We start from the raw sequence: 17,361 nt of genomic DNA on the forward strand, positions 1-17,361 counted from the left end.
CCGAAGTCCTCGCCCTTCCGCAGCTCGCGCAGCGCCAGTTCCCAGCCGTCGGTCGCGCCCCGCACGAACGGCTGGAGCACCCCGAGGACGTACGGCTCGTCGGCGAACTCCGCCCGCAGCCACGCCGTCGGCGCCGGCACCCGGGGGCAGCCCTCCAGGGCGAGGGCCAGCGGGAGTTCCAGGTCGGGGTTGGTGCCGGGGACGATCCGGCGCAGCAGCTTCAGGATGAACGTATCGCCGTAGACGACGGACGAGTTGGACTGCTCGGCGGTCATCAGGCGGGGTGCGAGACCGGTCGCGATCTCCTGGCCCGGGTCCCGTTCGAAGCGCAGCCCGCCGATGTGGGCCTGGGTGCGCAACGCCTCCAGGAGCACCTCGGCGGGCCGGGGGTCGTGCAGGGCCTCGTACACCGTGCGTCCGGCGAGCGGGCCCTCCTCCACATGTCCGATCAGCGCGGGCGCGAGCCGGGGCGGCAGCGCCTCGCGCACACCTATGAGGAGTTGGTAGCAGTCGCCCGGAGCGGGTGGCTGGTGGGCGCGGACCAGCAGGTGGTAGAGGCCGAGTGTGCCGTCGGCCGGGAGGAGCTCGGTGGCGGCCACCAGCGAGAAACCGGTGACGGGACGGCCTTTGCCCGCGAACCACCGCTGCCTCGGCAGCCACTCCCGCAGGAGGGGGTCGAGGGACGCGAGGAGGCCGGGACCGGGACTGGTCCGGCCGGAAAGTGTGACAGTTTCCGCCATAGCGTCACGTTCCTTTCCCCGGAGTGGTCGGGGTGTCACTGTTGCGTGCCCCGGGCGGGGCGGGGGAAACCGAATCCACCCCGCCCCACGGGGTGACTAGGCGGCTTCCTTGCGGAGCCGGAACCAGTAGAAGCCGTGTCCTGCCAAGGTCAGCAGGTACGGCAGCTCTCCTACGGCCGGAAAGCGCACCCCGCCGAACAGTTCGACCGGATGCCTTCCATTGAACGCCCGCAGGTCGAGTTCCGTCGGCTGCGCGAACCGGGAGAAGTTGTTCACGCACAGAACGAGGTCGTCCTCGTACTCGCGAAGGAAGGCGATCACCGCTGGATTCGACGACGGCAGTTCCCGGTACGAGCCGAGGCCGAACGCCAGGTTCTGCTTGCGGATCTCGATCATGCGGCGGGTCCAGTGCAGCAGCGAGGAGGGCGACGACATCGACGCCTCGACGTTGGTGACCTGGTAGCCGTAGACGGGGTCCATGATGGTCGGCAGCGACAGCCGGCCGGGGTCACAGGACGAAAAACCTGCGTTGCGATCAGGTGTCCACTGCATCGGCGTGCGGACGGCGTCGCGGTCGCCGAGCCAGATGTTGTCGCCCATGCCGATCTCGTCGCCGTAGTAGAGGATCGGCGAACCGGGCAGCGACAGCAGCAGGGCGGTGAACAGCTCGATCTGGTTGCGGTCGTTGTCGAGCAAGGGGGCGAGCCTGCGCCGGATGCCGATGTTGGCGCGCATACGCGGGTCCTTCGCGTACTCGGCCCACATGTAGTCGCGTTCCTCGTCGGTGACCATCTCCAGGGTCAGCTCGTCGTGGTTGCGCAGGAAGATGCCCCACTGGCAACTCGACGGGATCGCCGGGGTCTTGGCGAGGATCTCGGAGACCGGATACCTGGACTCCCGGCGTACTGCCATGAAGATCCTCGGCATGACGGGGAAGTGGAATGCCATGTGGCACTCGTCCCCGCCGCTCTGGTAGTCGCCGAAGTAGTCGACGACGTCCTCGGGCCACTGGTTCGCCTCCGCCAGCACCACTGTGTCGGGGTACTGGGCGTCGATCTCCTTCCGTACCCGCTTCAGGAACTCGTGGGTTGCCGGAAGGTTTTCGCAGTTGGTGCCCTCGGCCGCGAAGAGGTAGGGCACCGCGTCGAGCCGGAAGCCGTCGATGCCCAGGTCCAGCCAGAACTTCAGCGCCGAGATGATCTCTTCCTGCACTGCCGGGTTCTCGTAGTTGAGGTCCGGCTGGTGGGAGAAGAAGCGGTGCCAGAAGTACTGCTTGCGGACGGGGTCGAAGGTCCAGTTGGAGGCTTCGGTGTCGACGAAGATGATGCGGGCGTCGGGGTACTGCTTGTCGTCGTCGGCCCACATGTAGTAGTCGCCGTAGGGACCGTCGGGGTCTTTTCTCGACTCCTGGAACCACGGGTGCTGGTCGCTGGTGTGGTTCATGACGAAGTCGATGATGACCCGCATGCCCCGCTGGTGGGCGGAGTCGACGAAGTCCACGAAGTCCGCCAGGTCCCCGAACTCGGGGAGGACTGCGGTGTAGTCGGAGACGTCGTAACCGCCGTCGCGGAGCGGGGATTTGAAGAAGGGCGGCAGCCAGAGGCAGTCGACGCCGAGCCACTGGAGGTAGTCGAGTTTGGCGGTGATGCCCTTGAGGTCACCGATGCCGTCGCCGTTGCTGTCCTGGAAGGAGCGGACCAGGACCTCGTAGAAGACGGCGCGTTTGAACCACTCGGGGTCCCGGTCCTTGGCGGGAGTGTCCTCGAAGGTGTCCGGGACGGGCTCGTTGACGATCATATTGTGGGTGACCCTCCGATCTGCGGGGACGGTCGCAGGACGGTGAGGATGTGTGCGGGCCGGTTACCCGGTTCCAGGCGCACATAGTTGGCCCTGCCCCAGTGATAGGACTCACCGGTGAGCTCGTCGCGCACCGGTACCGACTCGTGCCATTCCAGGCCGAGTTGCGGCATGTCCAACGAGACCGTGGCCTCCTGGGTGTGGTGGGGGTCGAGGTTGACAACCACCAGAACCGTGTTCGAACCGCTCCGCTTCGAGTAAGCGATCACCGCCTCCTGGTCCACCTGGTGGAAGTGGAGGTCGCGCAACTGCCGCAACGCCGGGCTGCGGCGCCGGATGTCGTTCAGCTTGCCCAGCAATGGCGCGATGCTACGTCCTTCCCGCTCGGCCGACGCCCAGTCGCGCGGGCGGAGTTGGTACTTCTCGGAGTTGAGATACTCCTCGCTGCCGGGCCGTAGCGGAGTGTTCTCGCACAACTCATACCCGCTGTACACCCCCCACGTCGGCGACAGCGTCGCCGCCAGCACCGCCCGGAGTTCGAAGGCGGGCCGGCCGCCGTGCTGGAGGAACTCGTGCAGGATGTCGGGGGTGTTCACGAAGAGGTTGGGCCGCATGTAGGCCGCCGCCTCGCCCGACAACTCGCTGAGATACTCGGTGAGTTCCTGCTTGGTGTTGCGCCAGGTGAAGTAGGTGTACGACTGCTGGAAACCGACCTGGGCGAGAGTGGCCATCATCGCGGGACGGGTGAACGCCTCCGCCAGGAAGATCACATCGGGGTCGGTGCCGTTGATCTCGCCGATCACCCGCTCCCAGAACAGCACCGGTTTGGTGTGCGGGTTGTCGACGCGGAAGATCCGCACCCCGTGGTCCATCCAGTGCCGCAGCACCCGCACGGTCTCGGTGACCAGCCCGTCCAGGTCCCGGTCGAAGGCGATCGGGTAGATGTCCTGGTACTTCTTCGGCGGGTTCTCCGCGTAGGCGATGGTGCCGTCGGGGCGGTGGTGGAACCACTCCGGGTGCTTGTCCACCCACGGATGATCGGGCGAGCACTGCAGGGCGAAGTCCAGCGCGATCTCCATGCCCAGCTCACCGGCGCGCGCGACGAACGCGTCGAAGTCCTCCAGCGTCCCGAGCCGGGGATCGATCGCGTCGTGGCCACCCTCCGGGGAGCCGATCGCCCAGGGCACGCCGACGTCCTCGGGCCCGGCGGACAGGGTGTTGTTCGGGCCCTTGCGGAAGGTCGTCCCGATCGGATGGATCGGCGGCAGATATACGACGTCGAAGCCCATCGCGGCGATACCCGCGAGCCGTTTCGCCGCCGTACGGAACGTGCCGTGCGGCTCGGCAGCCGTGCCCTCGGAACGCGGGAAGAACTCGTACCAGGCGCCGTACAGCGCCCGCTCCCGCTCCACCAGCAACGCGCGCGGCTCGGACACCGTGACCAGTTCCCGCAGCGGATACCGGGCGAGGAGCTCGTCCACCTCCGGCGTCAGCGCGGCGGCGAGGCGGGCCGCGGCCGGGCGGGTCTCGTCGCGGAGGGCGGTGACGGCGGCGCGGAGGACGGGCCGCAGGCCCCTGCCCTTCGGGACCCCGGCGATGGCGCGTTCGTACAGGCGCGCGCCCTCCTCCAGGACCAGGTCCGTGTCCATTCCGGCCGGGATCTTGATCCCCGCGTGGTGGCGCCAGGTGGAGACCGGGTCGCTCCAGCCCTCCACGACGTACGACCAGTGGCCCGGCGCGTCCGGCGTGACGGTGGCGCCCCAGCGGTCGGTGCCCGGGGCGAGCTCCCGCATCGGGGTCCAGGGGCCGGGGCGGCCGTCCGGATCGCGCAGGACGACATTGGCGGCGACCGCGTCATGACCTTCGCGGAAGACGATGGCCGACACCTCGAACGTCTCACCGGTGACCGCTTTGGCGGCCCGGTGACCGTGCTGGACGACCGGCCGGACATCGAGGACGGGGATGCGTCCGATGCCGGGGGACGTGCCGTCCGCGGAGGGTGGCTCCGGGGCGGGTGGTGCCGTACCGGCCGGGCGCACGGGGGGCGTGGCCGTGCCGGGTGTCGGGGGTGCTGACGAGTGGTGCGTGGCGGGCATGACCGCTCCTGTCCGCGTCAACGTGGGTGTGGGCGGATGGATGTGGGGAGGTGGGTCCTGCGAAGAAGATCCCGGGGTGCGTCTGGGGGTGTACCGGTGGAGCCTTCCCACCCTATTCGGGTTAGCAATCCGGCAGGTTGCCAACTACTTACACGCAGATCTCCACAGAAAGATCCGGCCCCGTCCTGGGCGAACGGGGCCGGAGCCGTCACTCCCGCACTACGACCGCGGTACTTGCAGAAGTTTGTCCGGCGAACCGATCCCCTCACCGGACACCTTGCCGGATACCGCCCCCGCGACGAGCGCCCTGGACACCTGCGCCGGTGCGGCGTGCGGGTGACCGCCGAGATAGACCGCCGCCGCGCCCGCCGCGTGCGGCGACGCCATCGACGTACCGGAGAAGGTCGCCCTCGCCGTGTCGCTCGTGTACGTCGCGGAGGTGATCGAGACGCCCGGGGCGAACAGGTCGACGGCCGGGCCGGTGTTCGAGAAGGCCGCCCGTGCGTCGCTGCGGTCGGTGGCGCCGACCGTGATCGCCTCCTTCACGTCGGCGGGGGAGTACAGGCCGGCCGACAGCCCGTCGTTGCCCGCCGCCACCGTGTAGGTGACTCCGGAGGCGATCGAGTTGCGTACGGCGGCGTCGAGCTGGGCGTTGTGGTAGCCGCCCAGGCTGAGATTGGCCACCGCCGGTTTGTGCGCGTGCCGGGTGACCCAGTCGATACCCGCGATGACCTGCGAGGTCGTACCGGCTCCCGCGTTGTCCAGGACCCGGACGGCGACCACCTTGGCCTTCTTGGCGACGCCGTACGTGGTGCCGGCGACGGTGCCCGCGACATGGGTGCCGTGGCCGTTGCCGTCCTGGGCGGTGGCGTCGTTGTCGACGAAGTCCCAGCCGTAGTTCGCCCGGTCGCCGAAGTCCTTGTGGGTGATGCGGATGCCGGTGTCGATCACGTACACCGTCACCCCGGCGCCCCCGGAGTCCGGCGAGCTGTAGCTCTTGTCCAGCGGCAGGCCCGGCTGGTCGAGGCGGTCCAGGCCCCAGGACGGCGGGTTGCGCTCGACGCGGCTGACGCTGTCCAGGGTCACCCGGGTGTCCTGGGCGACCGAGGCGACCCGCGGGTCCGCCGCGAGGCGTCTCGCCTGTCTCTCGTTCGCCTCGACGGCGTAGCCGTTCAGGGCCGTGCCGTAGGTGTGGCTTATTTTCGCCCCGTACTTCTCGGCGAGCCCCTTGCCGGCTGCCGACGGAGCCTCCGTTCCCCCCTTGAGTGTCACCAGGTAACTACCGCTGACGGAGCCGGGTGCCCCGGCGCCGACTATGGTCCCCTCCGGTGCGGCATGCGCGGGCAGGGTGATGGCCGAAAACACCACGACTGTGGTGACCGCGGTCAGACCCCCCGCCCGGCGCAGACGCCGCGTACGCGTCCGTGCCATGGTCGAGTCCCCCTCCTTCAACTCTCCACAGGGCAGCCTCTCGTGCGGTGCGAAGCACCACAAGGGCGCATGAGGGGCCCTTTTCGGCCCAGGTCGGCTCATCTTCGGCCCAGCGACGCCCACACCATCACCGGTACCTTCTTCAGAGACGACGACGCACATTGCCGTGTGTCATCCAGCGAACGCGCAAGGTGGAGCTGTGAAGGCGATCCGTCGATTCACCGTCCGTCCCGTTCTCCCCGAACCCCTCCGGCCGCTCAGCGACCTCGCGCGCAACCTGCGCTGGTCCTGGCACGCGGAAACCCGCGATCTCTTCCAGTCCGTCGATCCCGAGCGCTGGACCGCATCGGAGGGCGATCCGGTACGGCTGCTCGGCAGCGTCTCGGCCGAGCGGCTCGCGGAGCTGGCCGAGGACAGCCGCTTCCTGCGCCGGCTCACCGAGGTCGCCGGCGATCTCGCCGACTATGTGGGCGGCGACCGCTGGTACCAGACCCAGTCCGGTGAACTGCCCGCCGCCGTCGCCTACTTCTCACCCGAGTTCGGCGTCACGGCCGCCCTGCCCCAGTACTCCGGCGGCCTCGGCATCCTCGCCGGCGACCATCTCAAGTCGGCCAGCGACCTCGGCGTACCGCTGATCGGTGTCGGACTCCTCTACCGGCACGGCTACTTCCGCCAGTCGCTGTCCCGGGACGGCTGGCAGCAGGAGACCTATCCGGTCCTCGACCCCAACGAACTCCCGGTGGCGCTGCTGCGGGAGACCGACGGCTCCCCGGCCCAGGTCTCCATCGCCCTGCCCGGCGGCCGTTCGCTGCGCGCCCGGATCTGGCTGGCGCAGGTCGGCCGGGTGCCGCTGCTGATGCTCGACTCCGACGTCGAGGAGAACGACCTCGGCGCCCGCGGCGTGACCGACGTGCTCTACGGCGGCGGCAGCGAACACCGGCTGCTGCAGGAGATGTTGCTCGGTATCGGCGGGGTGCGCGCGGTACGGACGTACTGCCGGCTGACCGGTCACCCCGAGCCCGAGGTGTTCCACACCAACGAGGGGCACGCGGGTTTCCTCGGCCTGGAGCGGATCGCCGAACTCTGCGACGCGGGGCTGGACTTCGACGCGGGCCTGGAGGCGGTGCGGGCGGGCACGGTGTTCACCACGCACACCCCCGTCCCGGCCGGAATCGACCGCTTCGACCGGGAGTTGGTGGCCACCCACTTCGGGCCGGACGCCGAACTCCCGCGCATGGATGTCGGGAACATCCTGCGGCTGGGCATGGAGACCTACCCGGGCGGCGAACCCAACCTGTTCAACATGGCCGTGATGGGCCTGCGCCTGGGCCAACGCGCCAACGGTGTCTCGCTGTTGCACGGGCAGGTCAGCCGCGAGATGTTCTCCGGCCTGTGGCCGGGCTTCGACGCGGAGGAGGTGCCGATCACCTCCGTGACCAACGGTGTGCACGCGCCGACCTGGGTCGCCCCCGAGGTGTTCCGGCTCGGCGCCCGGCAGATCGGCGACCGGCGCACCGAGGACGCGCTGACGGTCGGCGGCTCGGACCGCTGGGACGCGGTCGCGGAGATCCCGGACCAGGACATCTGGGAACTCCGGCGTGATCTGCGCGAACAGCTGGTCGTGGAGGTACGGGAGCGGCTGCGCGCCTCCTGGCGTCAACGCGGCGCAGGGTCGGCCGAGTTGGGCTGGATCGACGGCGTGCTCGACCCCGACGTCCTCACCATCGGCTTCGCGCGCCGCGTCCCGTCGTACAAGCGCCTGACGCTGATGCTGCGCGACCGCGACCGGCTGATGGATCTCCTCCTGCACCCGGACCATCCGATCCAGATCGTGGTGGCGGGCAAGGCGCACCCGGCGGACGACGGCGGGAAGCGGCTGGTGCAGGAGCTGGTGAAGTTCGCGGACGATCCGCGCGTCCGCCATCGCATCGTGTTCCTGCCCGACTACGGCATGGCGATGGCGCAGAAGCTGTACCCCGGCTGCGACATCTGGCTCAACAACCCGCTCCGCCCGCTGGAGGCCTGCGGCACGAGCGGTATGAAGGCGGCGCTCAACGGCTGTCTCAACCTCTCGGTCCTGGACGGCTGGTGGGACGAGTGGTTCCAGCCCGACTTCGGCTGGGCCATCCCCACGGCCGACGGCACCGGCACGGACCCCGACCACCGCGACGACGTGGAGGCCGCCGCGCTCTACGACCTCCTGGAGCAGCGCGTCACCCCGCGCTTCTACGAACGCGGCCAGGACGGACTGCCCGACCGCTGGATCGAAATGGTCCGCCAGACACTGACGTTGCTCGGCCCGAAGGTGCTGGCCGGCCGGATGGTCCGCGAGTACGTGGAGCGGCTGTACGCCCCGGCCGCCCACGCCCACCGCACGATGACCCCGGACGCGGCGCGCGAACTGGCCGCGTGGAAGGGGCGGGTGCGCTCCGCTTGGCACGGGGTGACCGTCGACCACGTGGAGACGTCCGCGGCTACGGCCACCGCGGAACTCGGTACGACGCTCAATCTCCGGGTGCGCGTGGGGTTGGGCGGGCTTGCTCCGGATGACGTCGAAGTGCAGGCGGTTTCTGGGCGCGTTGACCCGGAGGATCGGATCGGGGATGCGGCGACGGTTCCCTTGAAGCCGGCGGGGGGTCCGGATTCGGAGGGGCGCTGGTTGTACGAGGGGCCGCTTGCCCTTGATCGCACCGGGCCCTACGGCTATACGGTGCGGATCCTGCCTGCGCACCGACTGCTGGCGTCCAGTGCGGAGTTGGGGCTGGTGGCGGTGCCTTCGGAGGACGCGGTGGAGGGGGCGGGGGTGTTGATGAGGTAGTGCGTCGTCTGCGGGTCCGTCGTGGCTGGTCGCGCAGTTCCCCGCGCCCCTATGGGGCGCGGGTGAGCGCCCCGCTTACACCTCCGAATACGGCGCGCACATCTGTCGCAGCGTGCTGCCTATGCGGCGGGCGTACGCGTGCTGCAGGCCCCGGGTCGCCGGGCCGCCCAAGCGGGCGTACCACTTCGCGCCGCGGCTGAAGGCCGACACCGTCAGCCAGACCGTGCCGTCGCCCGTGCGGTCCACCACGAAGGCCTCCTCGCCGCATTCGGGGTGGCCGGGGAGGGTGCCGTAGGCCCAGCCTGCCCGGCGGTGTTCCTCGACCGTCCAGACGATGCGGCAGGGGCCCTTGATGAGGCCGGCAAGGGTGACCGTCACGTCTACGCCGGGGGCCGCTTTTTCGGCGCTCGCCTCGATGCCGACGCCCATCTCGCGGTGCATTTCCCAGGTCAGGACCGCTTCGGCGGCCCGGCGGAAGACCTTCTCGCCCTCGCCGATACGCGTGCGCACATACAGGGGGTGGAAACCTGGGGGGCAGAAGCCGCGTTCGCGGGTCGCGCCGACGTCGTCGTACGTGAAGGACATGGAACCCAAGAGTAGGGCGGTACCCGGATATGCCTTCGCTCCGGGTACCGCCCTGGGGCCTAGCCTGTCAACTCAGTGGCTGTCAGGTGACGTTGACGGCCGTCCAGGTCGCCGCCACCGCGGCGTACTCGGCGGAGCTGGTGCCGTAGAGCGCGGCAGCCGCGCTCAGGGTGCCGGTGCGCGCCGACTTGTAGTTGGTGGTCGACGTGAAGTACGTCGTCAGCGCCTTGTACCAGATCTGCAGCGCCTTGGCGCGGCCGATGCCGGCGAGGGTGGCGCCGTTGGACGTGGGCGAGTTGTAGCTCACGCCGTTGATCGTCTTCGCGCCGCTGCCCTCGGACAGCAGGTAGAAGAAGTGGTTGGCGACACCCGACGAGTAGTGCACGTCGAGGTTGCCGACCGAGGAGGACCAGTAGTTGGCGGAGCCGCCGTCCTTGCTGGGCTGGTCCATGTAGCGCAGCGGGGTGCCGTCGCCGTTGATGTTGATCTTCTCGCCGATGAGGTAGTCGCCGACGTCGGAGGAGTTCGCCGCGTAGAACTCGACGCCCGTGCCGAAGATGTCGGAGGTCGCCTCGTTCAGGCCGCCGGACTCGCCCGAGTAGTTCAGGCCCGCGGTGTTGGCGGTGACGCCGTGGCTCATCTCGTGGCCGGCCACGTCCAGCGAGGTCAGCGGGTGGGTGTTGCTGGACCCGTCGCCGTAGGTCATGCAGAAGCAGTCGTCGTCCCAGAAGGCGTTGACGTACGAGCTGCCGTAGTGGACGCGCGAGTAGGCGCCGACACCGTCGTTCTTGATGCCGCTGCGGCCGAAGGTGGCCTTGTAGAAGTCCCACGTCTCCTGGGCGCCGTAGGCGGCGTCCGCGGCGGCGGTCACGTCGGTGGTGGAGCTGGAGGCGGCGCCGGTGCCCCACGAGTTGGTGGTGTTGGTGAACAGGGTGCCGGTGCCGGAGCTGGAGGTGTGCTTCAGGTTGTACGTCTTGTGGCCGCCGCGCGAGGCGTCGGTCAGCGAGTACGTGGTGCCCGACAGCGTGGTGGTGAGGCTGACGGTGCCCGAGTACAGGGTCTTGCCGGTGCCGGTGGCGTTCTCGACACCCTGGTACTCGAAGAGCTTCTTGCCGGTGGCCGCGTCGGTGATGACGTGCAGCTTGTTCGGGGTGCCGTCCTCCTGGAGGCCGCCGACGATCGTCTCGTAGGCCAGGACGGGGGTGGCGCCGCCGGCCCAGATGACCTTGCGGGCACCGTCGGCGGCGGTCTTGTCCGAACCGGCGGCCTTGGCGGCGGTCAGCGCCTGCTTCTCGGCCTTGGCGACGGTGATCTTCGGCGTGACCGTGGCGACCTTGATGGTCGCCGAGTGCGCCTTGGTGACACCCTCGGTCTTGCCGGCCGGCGAGGTGTGGACGACCAGGTCGCCACCGAGGACCGGGAGGCCCGCGTAGGTGCGCTCGTAGCGGGTGTGCACCGTGCCGTCGACGTCCTTGACGACGTCCTTGACGACCAGCTTCTCCTTGGTGCCGAGGCCTATCTGCGTGGCCGTCGCGGCCGCGTCGGCCTGCTTCTCGTTGACCAGCGCGATACGCGCGGAGTTGGAGAGCAGCTGCGGGGCCGCGGCCAGGGGGGCCGCCTTGCCCGCGGCGGGCTGGGCGGAAGCACCGGTGGAGACACCGGTGGCGAGCAGGGCGCCTGCGGCTACCGCGGTGGCGATGGCCAGGGTGGTGCGCTTGTGACGCGCGTAGAGGGGGGTCACGCAAGCTCCTTTGTGGGGGAGTCCGGACAGCGTGGGGTTACTGACCGGAGCGATTGTGAATTGGCTGTGCTGAAGCGGCGTGAGGGAAGAGTGGCATCAGGGGCGCGTACATGTCAGGACCCCGAAGTGATGTTGGCTGAAAATCGACTGTCCGGTGAACGTTTCCGCAATGTAAACGTCCACAACAGGGCGCCGCCCCGGAGTTGAAACCCCGGGGCGGCGTCTTGTTTGTGCGGCCTGAAGTGGACAGCTGGTTTTTACGGGAACGTAAGCTTCCAGCTGTTGATGTAGCCGGTGTCCTGTGCGGCCACGTCCTGGACCTTCAACTTCCAGACGCCGTTGGCGACTTCGGAGGAAGCGTCGACCGTGTAGGTGGCCTGCACGTTGTCCGCCGAGTCGGACGAGCTGGAGTTCTTCAGCCGGTACGTCGACCCGTCCGGAGCCACCAGGTCGATCACCAGGTCACCGCGCCAGGTGTGCACGATGTCGACCGCGACCGCGAGGCTCGACGGGGCGTTGCCGGTCCGCCCGGACACGGTGACCGAGGAGGTAACCGCCGCCCCGTTGTCCGGAATCGACACGTCGGCCGTGTTCTCGAACGACGTACCGGTACCGCCGCCGCCACCGGAGCGTGCGCCGACCGCCACGGCCGCCCACGCGTCCTGCACCGCCTTGTACTCGGCGCCCGTCGTGCCGTACAGCTCACCGGCCGCCGCGAGCGTCCCGGTGCGGGCCGCCGCGTAGTTGGTGGTGGACGTGAACTTCGTGGTGAGCGCGCGGTACCAGATCTGCAGCGCCTTGTCCCGGCCGATGCCGGTGACCGGAAGCCCGTCCGAGGTGGGCGAGTTGTAGCTGACGCCGTTGATGACCTTGGCGCCGCTGCCCTCGCTCAGCAGGTAGAAGAAGTGGTTGGCGATACCCGACGAGTAGTGCACGTCGAGGTTGCCGACACCCGAGTACCAACTGTCCGCGCTGCCGCCGTCCTTGCTCGGCTTGTCCATGTAACGCAGCGGCGTGCCGTCGCCGTTGATGTCGATCTTCTCGCCGATGAGGTAGTCGCCCACGTCGGTGGAGTTGTTGGCGTAGAACTCGACGCCGGTGCCGAAGATGTCGGAGGTCGCCTCGTTCAACCCGCCTGATTCACCGGAGTAGTTGAGCCCGGCGGTGTTGGAGGTGACGCCGTGGCTCATCTCGTGCCCTGCCACGTCCAGCGCCGTCAGCGGGTCCGCGTTGCCGGAGCCGTCGCCGTACGTCATGCAGAAGCAGCTGTCGTCCCAGAACGCGTTGACGTACGAATTCCCGTAGTGGACACGGGAGTAGGCGCCGACGCCGTTGTTCTTGATGCCGCTGCGGCCGAAGGTGTTCTTGTAGAAGTCCCAGGTCTCCGCCGCGCCGTAGTGCGCGTCGGCGCCGGCCGTCGCCGCGTTCGACGTGGTGCCGTTGCCCCAGGTGTTGCTGGTCTGCGAGAACAGCGTGCCGGTGCCGGACGTCCCGTGGTTCAGGTTGTACGTCTTGTGGCCGCCGCGGTCGCCGTCGGTCAGGTTGTAGTTGGAGCCCGACTGGGTCGTCGTCAGCGAGACCGTGCCGCTGTACTGGGTGTTGCCGGTACCGGTGGCGTTCTCGATGCCCTGGTACTCGTAGAGCTTCTTGCCGGTGGCCGCGTCGGTGATGACGTGGAGTTCGTTCGGGGTGCCGTCGTCCTGGAGACCGCCGACGACCGTCTCGTAGGCGAGGACCGGCTTGCCGCTGGCCGCCCAGATCACCTTGCGCGCCGAGTCGGCGGCCGACTTGGTGGAGCCGAGGGCCTTGGCGCGGGAGACGGCCTGCTTCTCGGCCGTCGCCGTTGCGACGCTCGGGGTGAGGTCGGCGACCTTGATGGTGGCGTTGGTCGCCTTGACGACGTGCGTGGTCGCGCCCGACTTGGCGGTGTCGACGACCAGGTCGCCACCGAGCACCGGCAGGCCGGCGTAGGTGCGCTCGTAGCGGGTGTGGACCGTGCCGTCGGCGTCCTTGATGACGTCACGGGCGACGAGCGTCTCTTTGGCGCCGAGGCCGATGTCCTCGGCGGTCGTGGTCCGCGCCGAGGTGGCGTCGCGGAGCAGCTCGGCGCGCTGCGAGGGGGAGAGGGAGAGGGCCATGTGCGCCGGATTCCCCTTGCTGGCAAGGGGTTTGGCCGGAGCGGCGGACGAGGTCGCGCCCGCCTGGACGGCCGCGGCGAGCAGAGCGGTGACGCCGGCTACGGCGACTATGTGGGAGGTGCGTCTGCGCGAGGAATTGCTTCTCAACACTGACTCCTTCAGGACGGTCGCGGATCGCGCGACCAGGGGAGATCACAGGGATCACAGGAGTGAAGCTGTGGGGTTGCTGTGAAGCGCCAGAGGGAAGAGTGGCAGCAGCCCGCGCTTTCTGTCAGGAGCGCGTCAGGAACTTGGCTGGAATTCGTTCGTTGTCCGGGTGGCCATGTCCGTTATACGGAGCACCACTTGACGTTTCTTTGACCGTGAACAGAAATTTTCTCGGCGGACATGCCCCCGGAACCAACCCGTAAAAGATCCGGCAGGATCCTGCCGTTCAAACCGGCGGTCCTGCCGGACCGCCGCTCCCACGAGGGGAGTTGACGGTTGCAGTGATTCCATATCCCAACTGGCTGGACGCGGGCGACAACGCCTGGCAGCTCGTCGCGGCGACACTCGTCGGACTGATGAGCATCCCCGGCATCGCGATCCTGTACGGCGGCCTGGTCCAGCGCAAGTGGGTCGTGAACACCATGTTCATGGCCTTCACCGGCTTCTCGCTGGTACTGGTCGGCTGGGTCCTCTGGGAGTTCAAGATGGGGTTCGGCGAACCCCTCAACTCCCACTGGCCCGGCATCCTCGGCGCGTTCGTCGGCCGGCCCGGCACCATCGTCGGTTCGGCGAGCGAACAACAACAGGCGTGGATACCGCTCGTCAACGGCAACGGCCTGATGCCGAGCTTCCACTTCTCGCAGTCCACACTCGCCTACTTCCACTTCGCGTTCGCGGCGATCACCCCGCTCCTCTTCATGGGCAGCGTGGTCGGCCGGATGAACATCCGCGCGTGGCTGCTCTTCGTCCCGCTCTGGTCGACCCTGGTCTACACGGTCAACGCCTTCCTGCTGTGGGGCGGCGGCTGGTGGGCGGCCAAGGGCGCGCTCGACTACTCCGGCGGCTACGTCATCCACCTCGCCGCCGGCACCTCGGGCTTCGTAGCGGCGGCGGTGATCGGACCACGCCTCGCCCGGGACCGCGCCCACGGCGTCCCCAACAACCTCCCCATGGTCGCCGTCGGCGCGGGCATCCTCTGGCTCGGCTGGAACGGCTTCAACGGCGGCGACATGTACTTCGGCGGCCACAACGCGGCCCTCGCGGTCCTCAACACCAACCTCTGTACGGCAGTTGCCCTACTCGTCTGGGTGTTCTGGGACATGTTCGTCGGCCCCCAGCGCAAGCCGACCTTCCTCGGCGGCATCAACGGCATGATCGTCGGCCTGGTCGCGATCACCCCGGCGGCCGGCTTCGTCACCGGGATCGGCGCGATCTACATCGGCATCATCGCGTCGTCGATCGTCTGGCTGGCCTGGAACTACCTGTCCAAGGTCCCGCCGTTCAACAAGGTCGACGACGCGCTCGGCGTCGTCTACACCCACGGCATCGCGGGCCTCGCCGGCGGCATGCTCGTCGGCGTCTTCGCCGACCCGGCGGTCGCGGTGTACCTCAACAAGGACGGCTCCACGGCCTGGTCCACCAGCGGCTGGCTCTACGGCAACTTCGACCAGCTGTGGAAACAGGCGGGTTCGGCAGGCACGGTCATCCTCTACGACGCCGTGATGACCTTCCTCATCCTCAAGGCGATCGGCCTGTTCGTGAAACTCCGGGCGCCGGACGAGGTGTTGGAGAGCGGCGACCTCGCGGTCCACGACGAGGAGGCGTATCCGACGGAGTCGGCGGTGACGTCGGCGCCGGAACCGGTGGCTGTGGCGTCGGCACCGGTGCCGGCCGCGGAGAAGGCAAAGGAACCGGACTCCAGCTGAAGTGACGGGAGTTGAGGTCCCGTGAAACTCGTCACCGCGGTCCTCCCGCCCCACCGCGTCCCGGACGTCATGAAGGCTCTCCAGTCGTTCGGGGTGCGGGGAGTGACCGTGACCGAGGTACGGGCCTACGAGCCCCGGACGGTCCGGGTGGAGGTCTACCGGGGCAGCGAGTACCGGGTGAACCTCACCCCGCGGCTCCGGCTCGACATCCTCACCCTCGACTTCGACGCGGCCGATCTCGTCCGTGTCATCCGTGCCGCGGGCGCCCGCGGCACGGGCGGCGGCACGGTGTGGGTGACTCCGGTGGAGGAGGTGGTGCGCATCAGGACACGGGAAAGGGGACCGGACGCGGTGTGAGCTTCGCTGAGGGCACAGAGGGATCGTCTAACTCCGGTGCGAACAGCGCCCCGAAAGGGGCGCGGGGAACTGCGCGACCAGCCCCCACCGGCCCGCAGCCGACGAACCGCAGCCGACGAACCGCATCCAGCGAAGCTCACCCGCGCTCCCCATGCCACGAGTTCCACAGCGCCGCATACGCACCCCCCGCCGCCACCAGCTCCTCGTGCGGCCCGAGTTCGGTCAGCAGCCCGTTCTCCATCACCGCCACCCGGTCCGCGTCATGCGCGGTGTGCAGCCTGTGGGCGATGGCGATGACGGTACGTCCCTCCAGTACGGCCGCCAGCGCGCGCTCGGTGTGCCGGGCGGTGGCCGGATCCAGCAGGGCGGTGGCCTCGTCCAGGATCAGCGTGTGCGGGTCGGCCAGCACCACGCGGGCCAGGGCGAGTTGCTGCGCCTGCGAACCGTCCGTGGCCCGACCGTCCGCGCCCAGCGGGGTGTTGAGCCCGTCCGGCAACTCCCGCACCCACTCCTCCGCACCGACCGCCGCCAGCGCCGCCCACAACTTCTCGTCCGTGGCGGCCGGTTCGGCGATCAGGAGGTTGTCGCGGACCGAGCCCAGGAACACATGGTGCTCCTGGGTGACCAGTACCACCTGGCGGCGCAGCGTCTCCGGTTCCAGCCCGTGGACCGGCACCCCGCCCACGGTCACCGTGCCCTCGGTCGGTGCGTCGACGCCCGCGAGCAGCCGGCTCAGTGTGGTCTTCCCGGCGCCGGACGGGCCGACCACCGCGAGCCGTTCGCCCGGCCGTACGGTCAGGTCGACGCCGTGCAGGACCTCGCCGCCGCGCTCGTAGGCGTACCGCACGCCGGTCACGTCGATCCGGTCGTCCGCCGGAGCCGGGGCGTCGCCGTCGCCCTCCGCGCGGGGTGCCCGGGCCAGTCCCTCCACCCTTGCGAACGAGGCGCCGCTGCTCTGCAGTTGCTCGACCCGCATCAGGATCTGGTCCAGGGGCTCGGCGAACTGCCGTAGATACAGCGAGGCCGCCACCACCGCCCCCAGGCCCACCTCCCCGCGCCCGTGCAGCCAGCCGCCCATGAGCAGCACGCCCGCCACCGGGATGGTGTACGACACCTCGACCGCCGGGAAGAACACGGTCCGCAGGTACAGCGTGTACAGCCGGCTCCGCATGGCCGTCCGCAGCGTGTCGCGGCTCGCGGCGACCCGCCGCTCCTGGAGCCGGAACGCCTCCACCGTGCGAGCCCCGGACGCGGTCGCCGTGAGGATCTCGGCGACCTCGGAATTGGCCGCGCCCTCCGCGAGATAGCCGTCCCGGGCCCGGCGCAGATACCAGCGCAGCGCGAACCAGACCGGCGTGAGCCCCAGCACCCCGAACAGCCCGAGCAGCGGGTCGAGGACGAACACCGCGCCCATCACGAACAGCGCCTGCACCGAGCAGACCAGCAGTTCGGGTCCGACGTCCCGCAGGGTCGTGCCCACGATCGCCACGTCCGCCGTGCCCCGCGCGGTCAGGTCACCCGTCCCGGCCCGCTCCACCACCGACGCGGGCAGCGCCAGCGCCCGGTCGACGAAGTCCTCCCGGACCCGGGCCAGCGTGCGCTCCCCGAACCGGTGTCCCACGTACCGTGCCCAGCGCGCCAGCAGCAACTGGGCCAGCGAGCACACCACGATGACCAGCGCCAGCCGGTCCACCGCGCCGACCCCGGCCCCGGCCCGCACCTCGTCCACGATCCGCCCCAGCAGC

At 69.3% G+C, this 17,361-nt stretch carries 11 protein-coding genes; 3 read left to right on the forward strand and 8 right to left on the reverse strand.

All coding sequences use genetic code 11. The features are described 5' to 3' along the window. The 4 genes from R6V09_RS24200 to R6V09_RS24215 all read right to left on the reverse strand — a co-directional run. Window positions 1–740: maltokinase N-terminal cap-like domain-containing protein (locus tag R6V09_RS24200; protein ID WP_442810119.1), on the reverse strand; the 740-nt coding region annotated here is incomplete at its 3' end. Between the two features lie 96 nt (window positions 741–836). Beyond that, window positions 837–2,537 carry a maltose alpha-D-glucosyltransferase gene (gene treS, locus R6V09_RS24205; RefSeq protein ID WP_317883531.1) on the reverse strand — a complete coding sequence of 567 codons (1,701 nt, stop codon included), beginning with the start codon at window positions 2,535–2,537 and terminating at the stop codon, window positions 837–839. Beyond that, a complete protein-coding gene (locus R6V09_RS24210) occupies window positions 2,534–4,633 on the reverse strand; it encodes an alpha-1,4-glucan--maltose-1-phosphate maltosyltransferase (RefSeq protein WP_317883532.1) in 2,100 nt (699 codons plus the stop codon). The genes treS and R6V09_RS24210 overlap by 4 nt, the downstream gene beginning before the upstream one ends. A 219-nt stretch (window positions 4,634–4,852) precedes the next feature. Then, window positions 4,853–6,064: a S8 family peptidase gene (locus R6V09_RS24215; protein WP_317883533.1), complete on the reverse strand. Its 1,212-nt coding sequence runs from the start codon at window positions 6,062–6,064 to the stop codon at window positions 4,853–4,855. A gap of 199 nt (window positions 6,065–6,263) precedes the next feature. Between R6V09_RS24215 and R6V09_RS24220 the strand changes: the two genes are divergently transcribed. Then, window positions 6,264–8,882, forward strand: coding sequence for a glycosyltransferase family 1 protein (locus R6V09_RS24220; protein WP_317883534.1), 2,619 nt, complete (start codon window positions 6,264–6,266; stop codon window positions 8,880–8,882). Between the two features lie 75 nt (window positions 8,883–8,957). On the opposite strand, the gene R6V09_RS24225 is transcribed toward R6V09_RS24220, so the two are convergent. From R6V09_RS24225 to R6V09_RS24235, 3 genes are all read right to left on the reverse strand, one after another. Further along, entirely contained in the window at window positions 8,958–9,467 is a 510-nt protein-coding gene (locus R6V09_RS24225) for a DUF1990 family protein (RefSeq protein WP_317883535.1), read from the reverse strand. Window positions 9,468–9,549: 82 nt separating this feature from the next. Next, the gene (locus R6V09_RS24230; RefSeq protein WP_317883536.1) at window positions 9,550–11,208 is read right to left on the reverse strand and encodes a M4 family metallopeptidase; all 1,659 of its coding nucleotides are present in this window, start codon (window positions 11,206–11,208) and stop codon (window positions 9,550–9,552) included. Window positions 11,209–11,465: 257 nt separating this feature from the next. Beyond that, window positions 11,466–13,493, reverse strand: coding sequence for a M4 family metallopeptidase (locus R6V09_RS24235; RefSeq protein ID WP_317883537.1), 2,028 nt, complete (start codon window positions 13,491–13,493; stop codon window positions 11,466–11,468). 341 nt (window positions 13,494–13,834) lie between these two features. Here R6V09_RS24235 and R6V09_RS24240 point away from each other — a divergent pair, with 341 nt between their 5' ends. Beyond that, on the forward strand, window positions 13,835–15,259 hold the full coding sequence (locus tag R6V09_RS24240; RefSeq protein ID WP_317883538.1) for an ammonium transporter: 1,425 nt from the start codon (window positions 13,835–13,837) through the stop codon (window positions 15,257–15,259). 21 nt (window positions 15,260–15,280) lie between these two features. After that, window positions 15,281–15,616: a P-II family nitrogen regulator gene (locus R6V09_RS24245; RefSeq protein ID WP_317883539.1), complete on the forward strand. Its 336-nt coding sequence runs from the start codon at window positions 15,281–15,283 to the stop codon at window positions 15,614–15,616. Between the two features lie 136 nt (window positions 15,617–15,752). Here the strand turns inward: R6V09_RS24245 and R6V09_RS24250 are convergent. Continuing rightward, the coding region (locus tag R6V09_RS24250) for an ABC transporter ATP-binding protein (protein WP_317883540.1) at window positions 15,753–17,361 on the reverse strand (1,609 nt) is incomplete at its 5' end.

Source organism: Streptomyces sp. W16 (genome assembly GCF_033194735.1).
Taxonomy (GTDB): domain Bacteria; phylum Actinomycetota; class Actinomycetes; order Streptomycetales; family Streptomycetaceae; genus Streptomyces.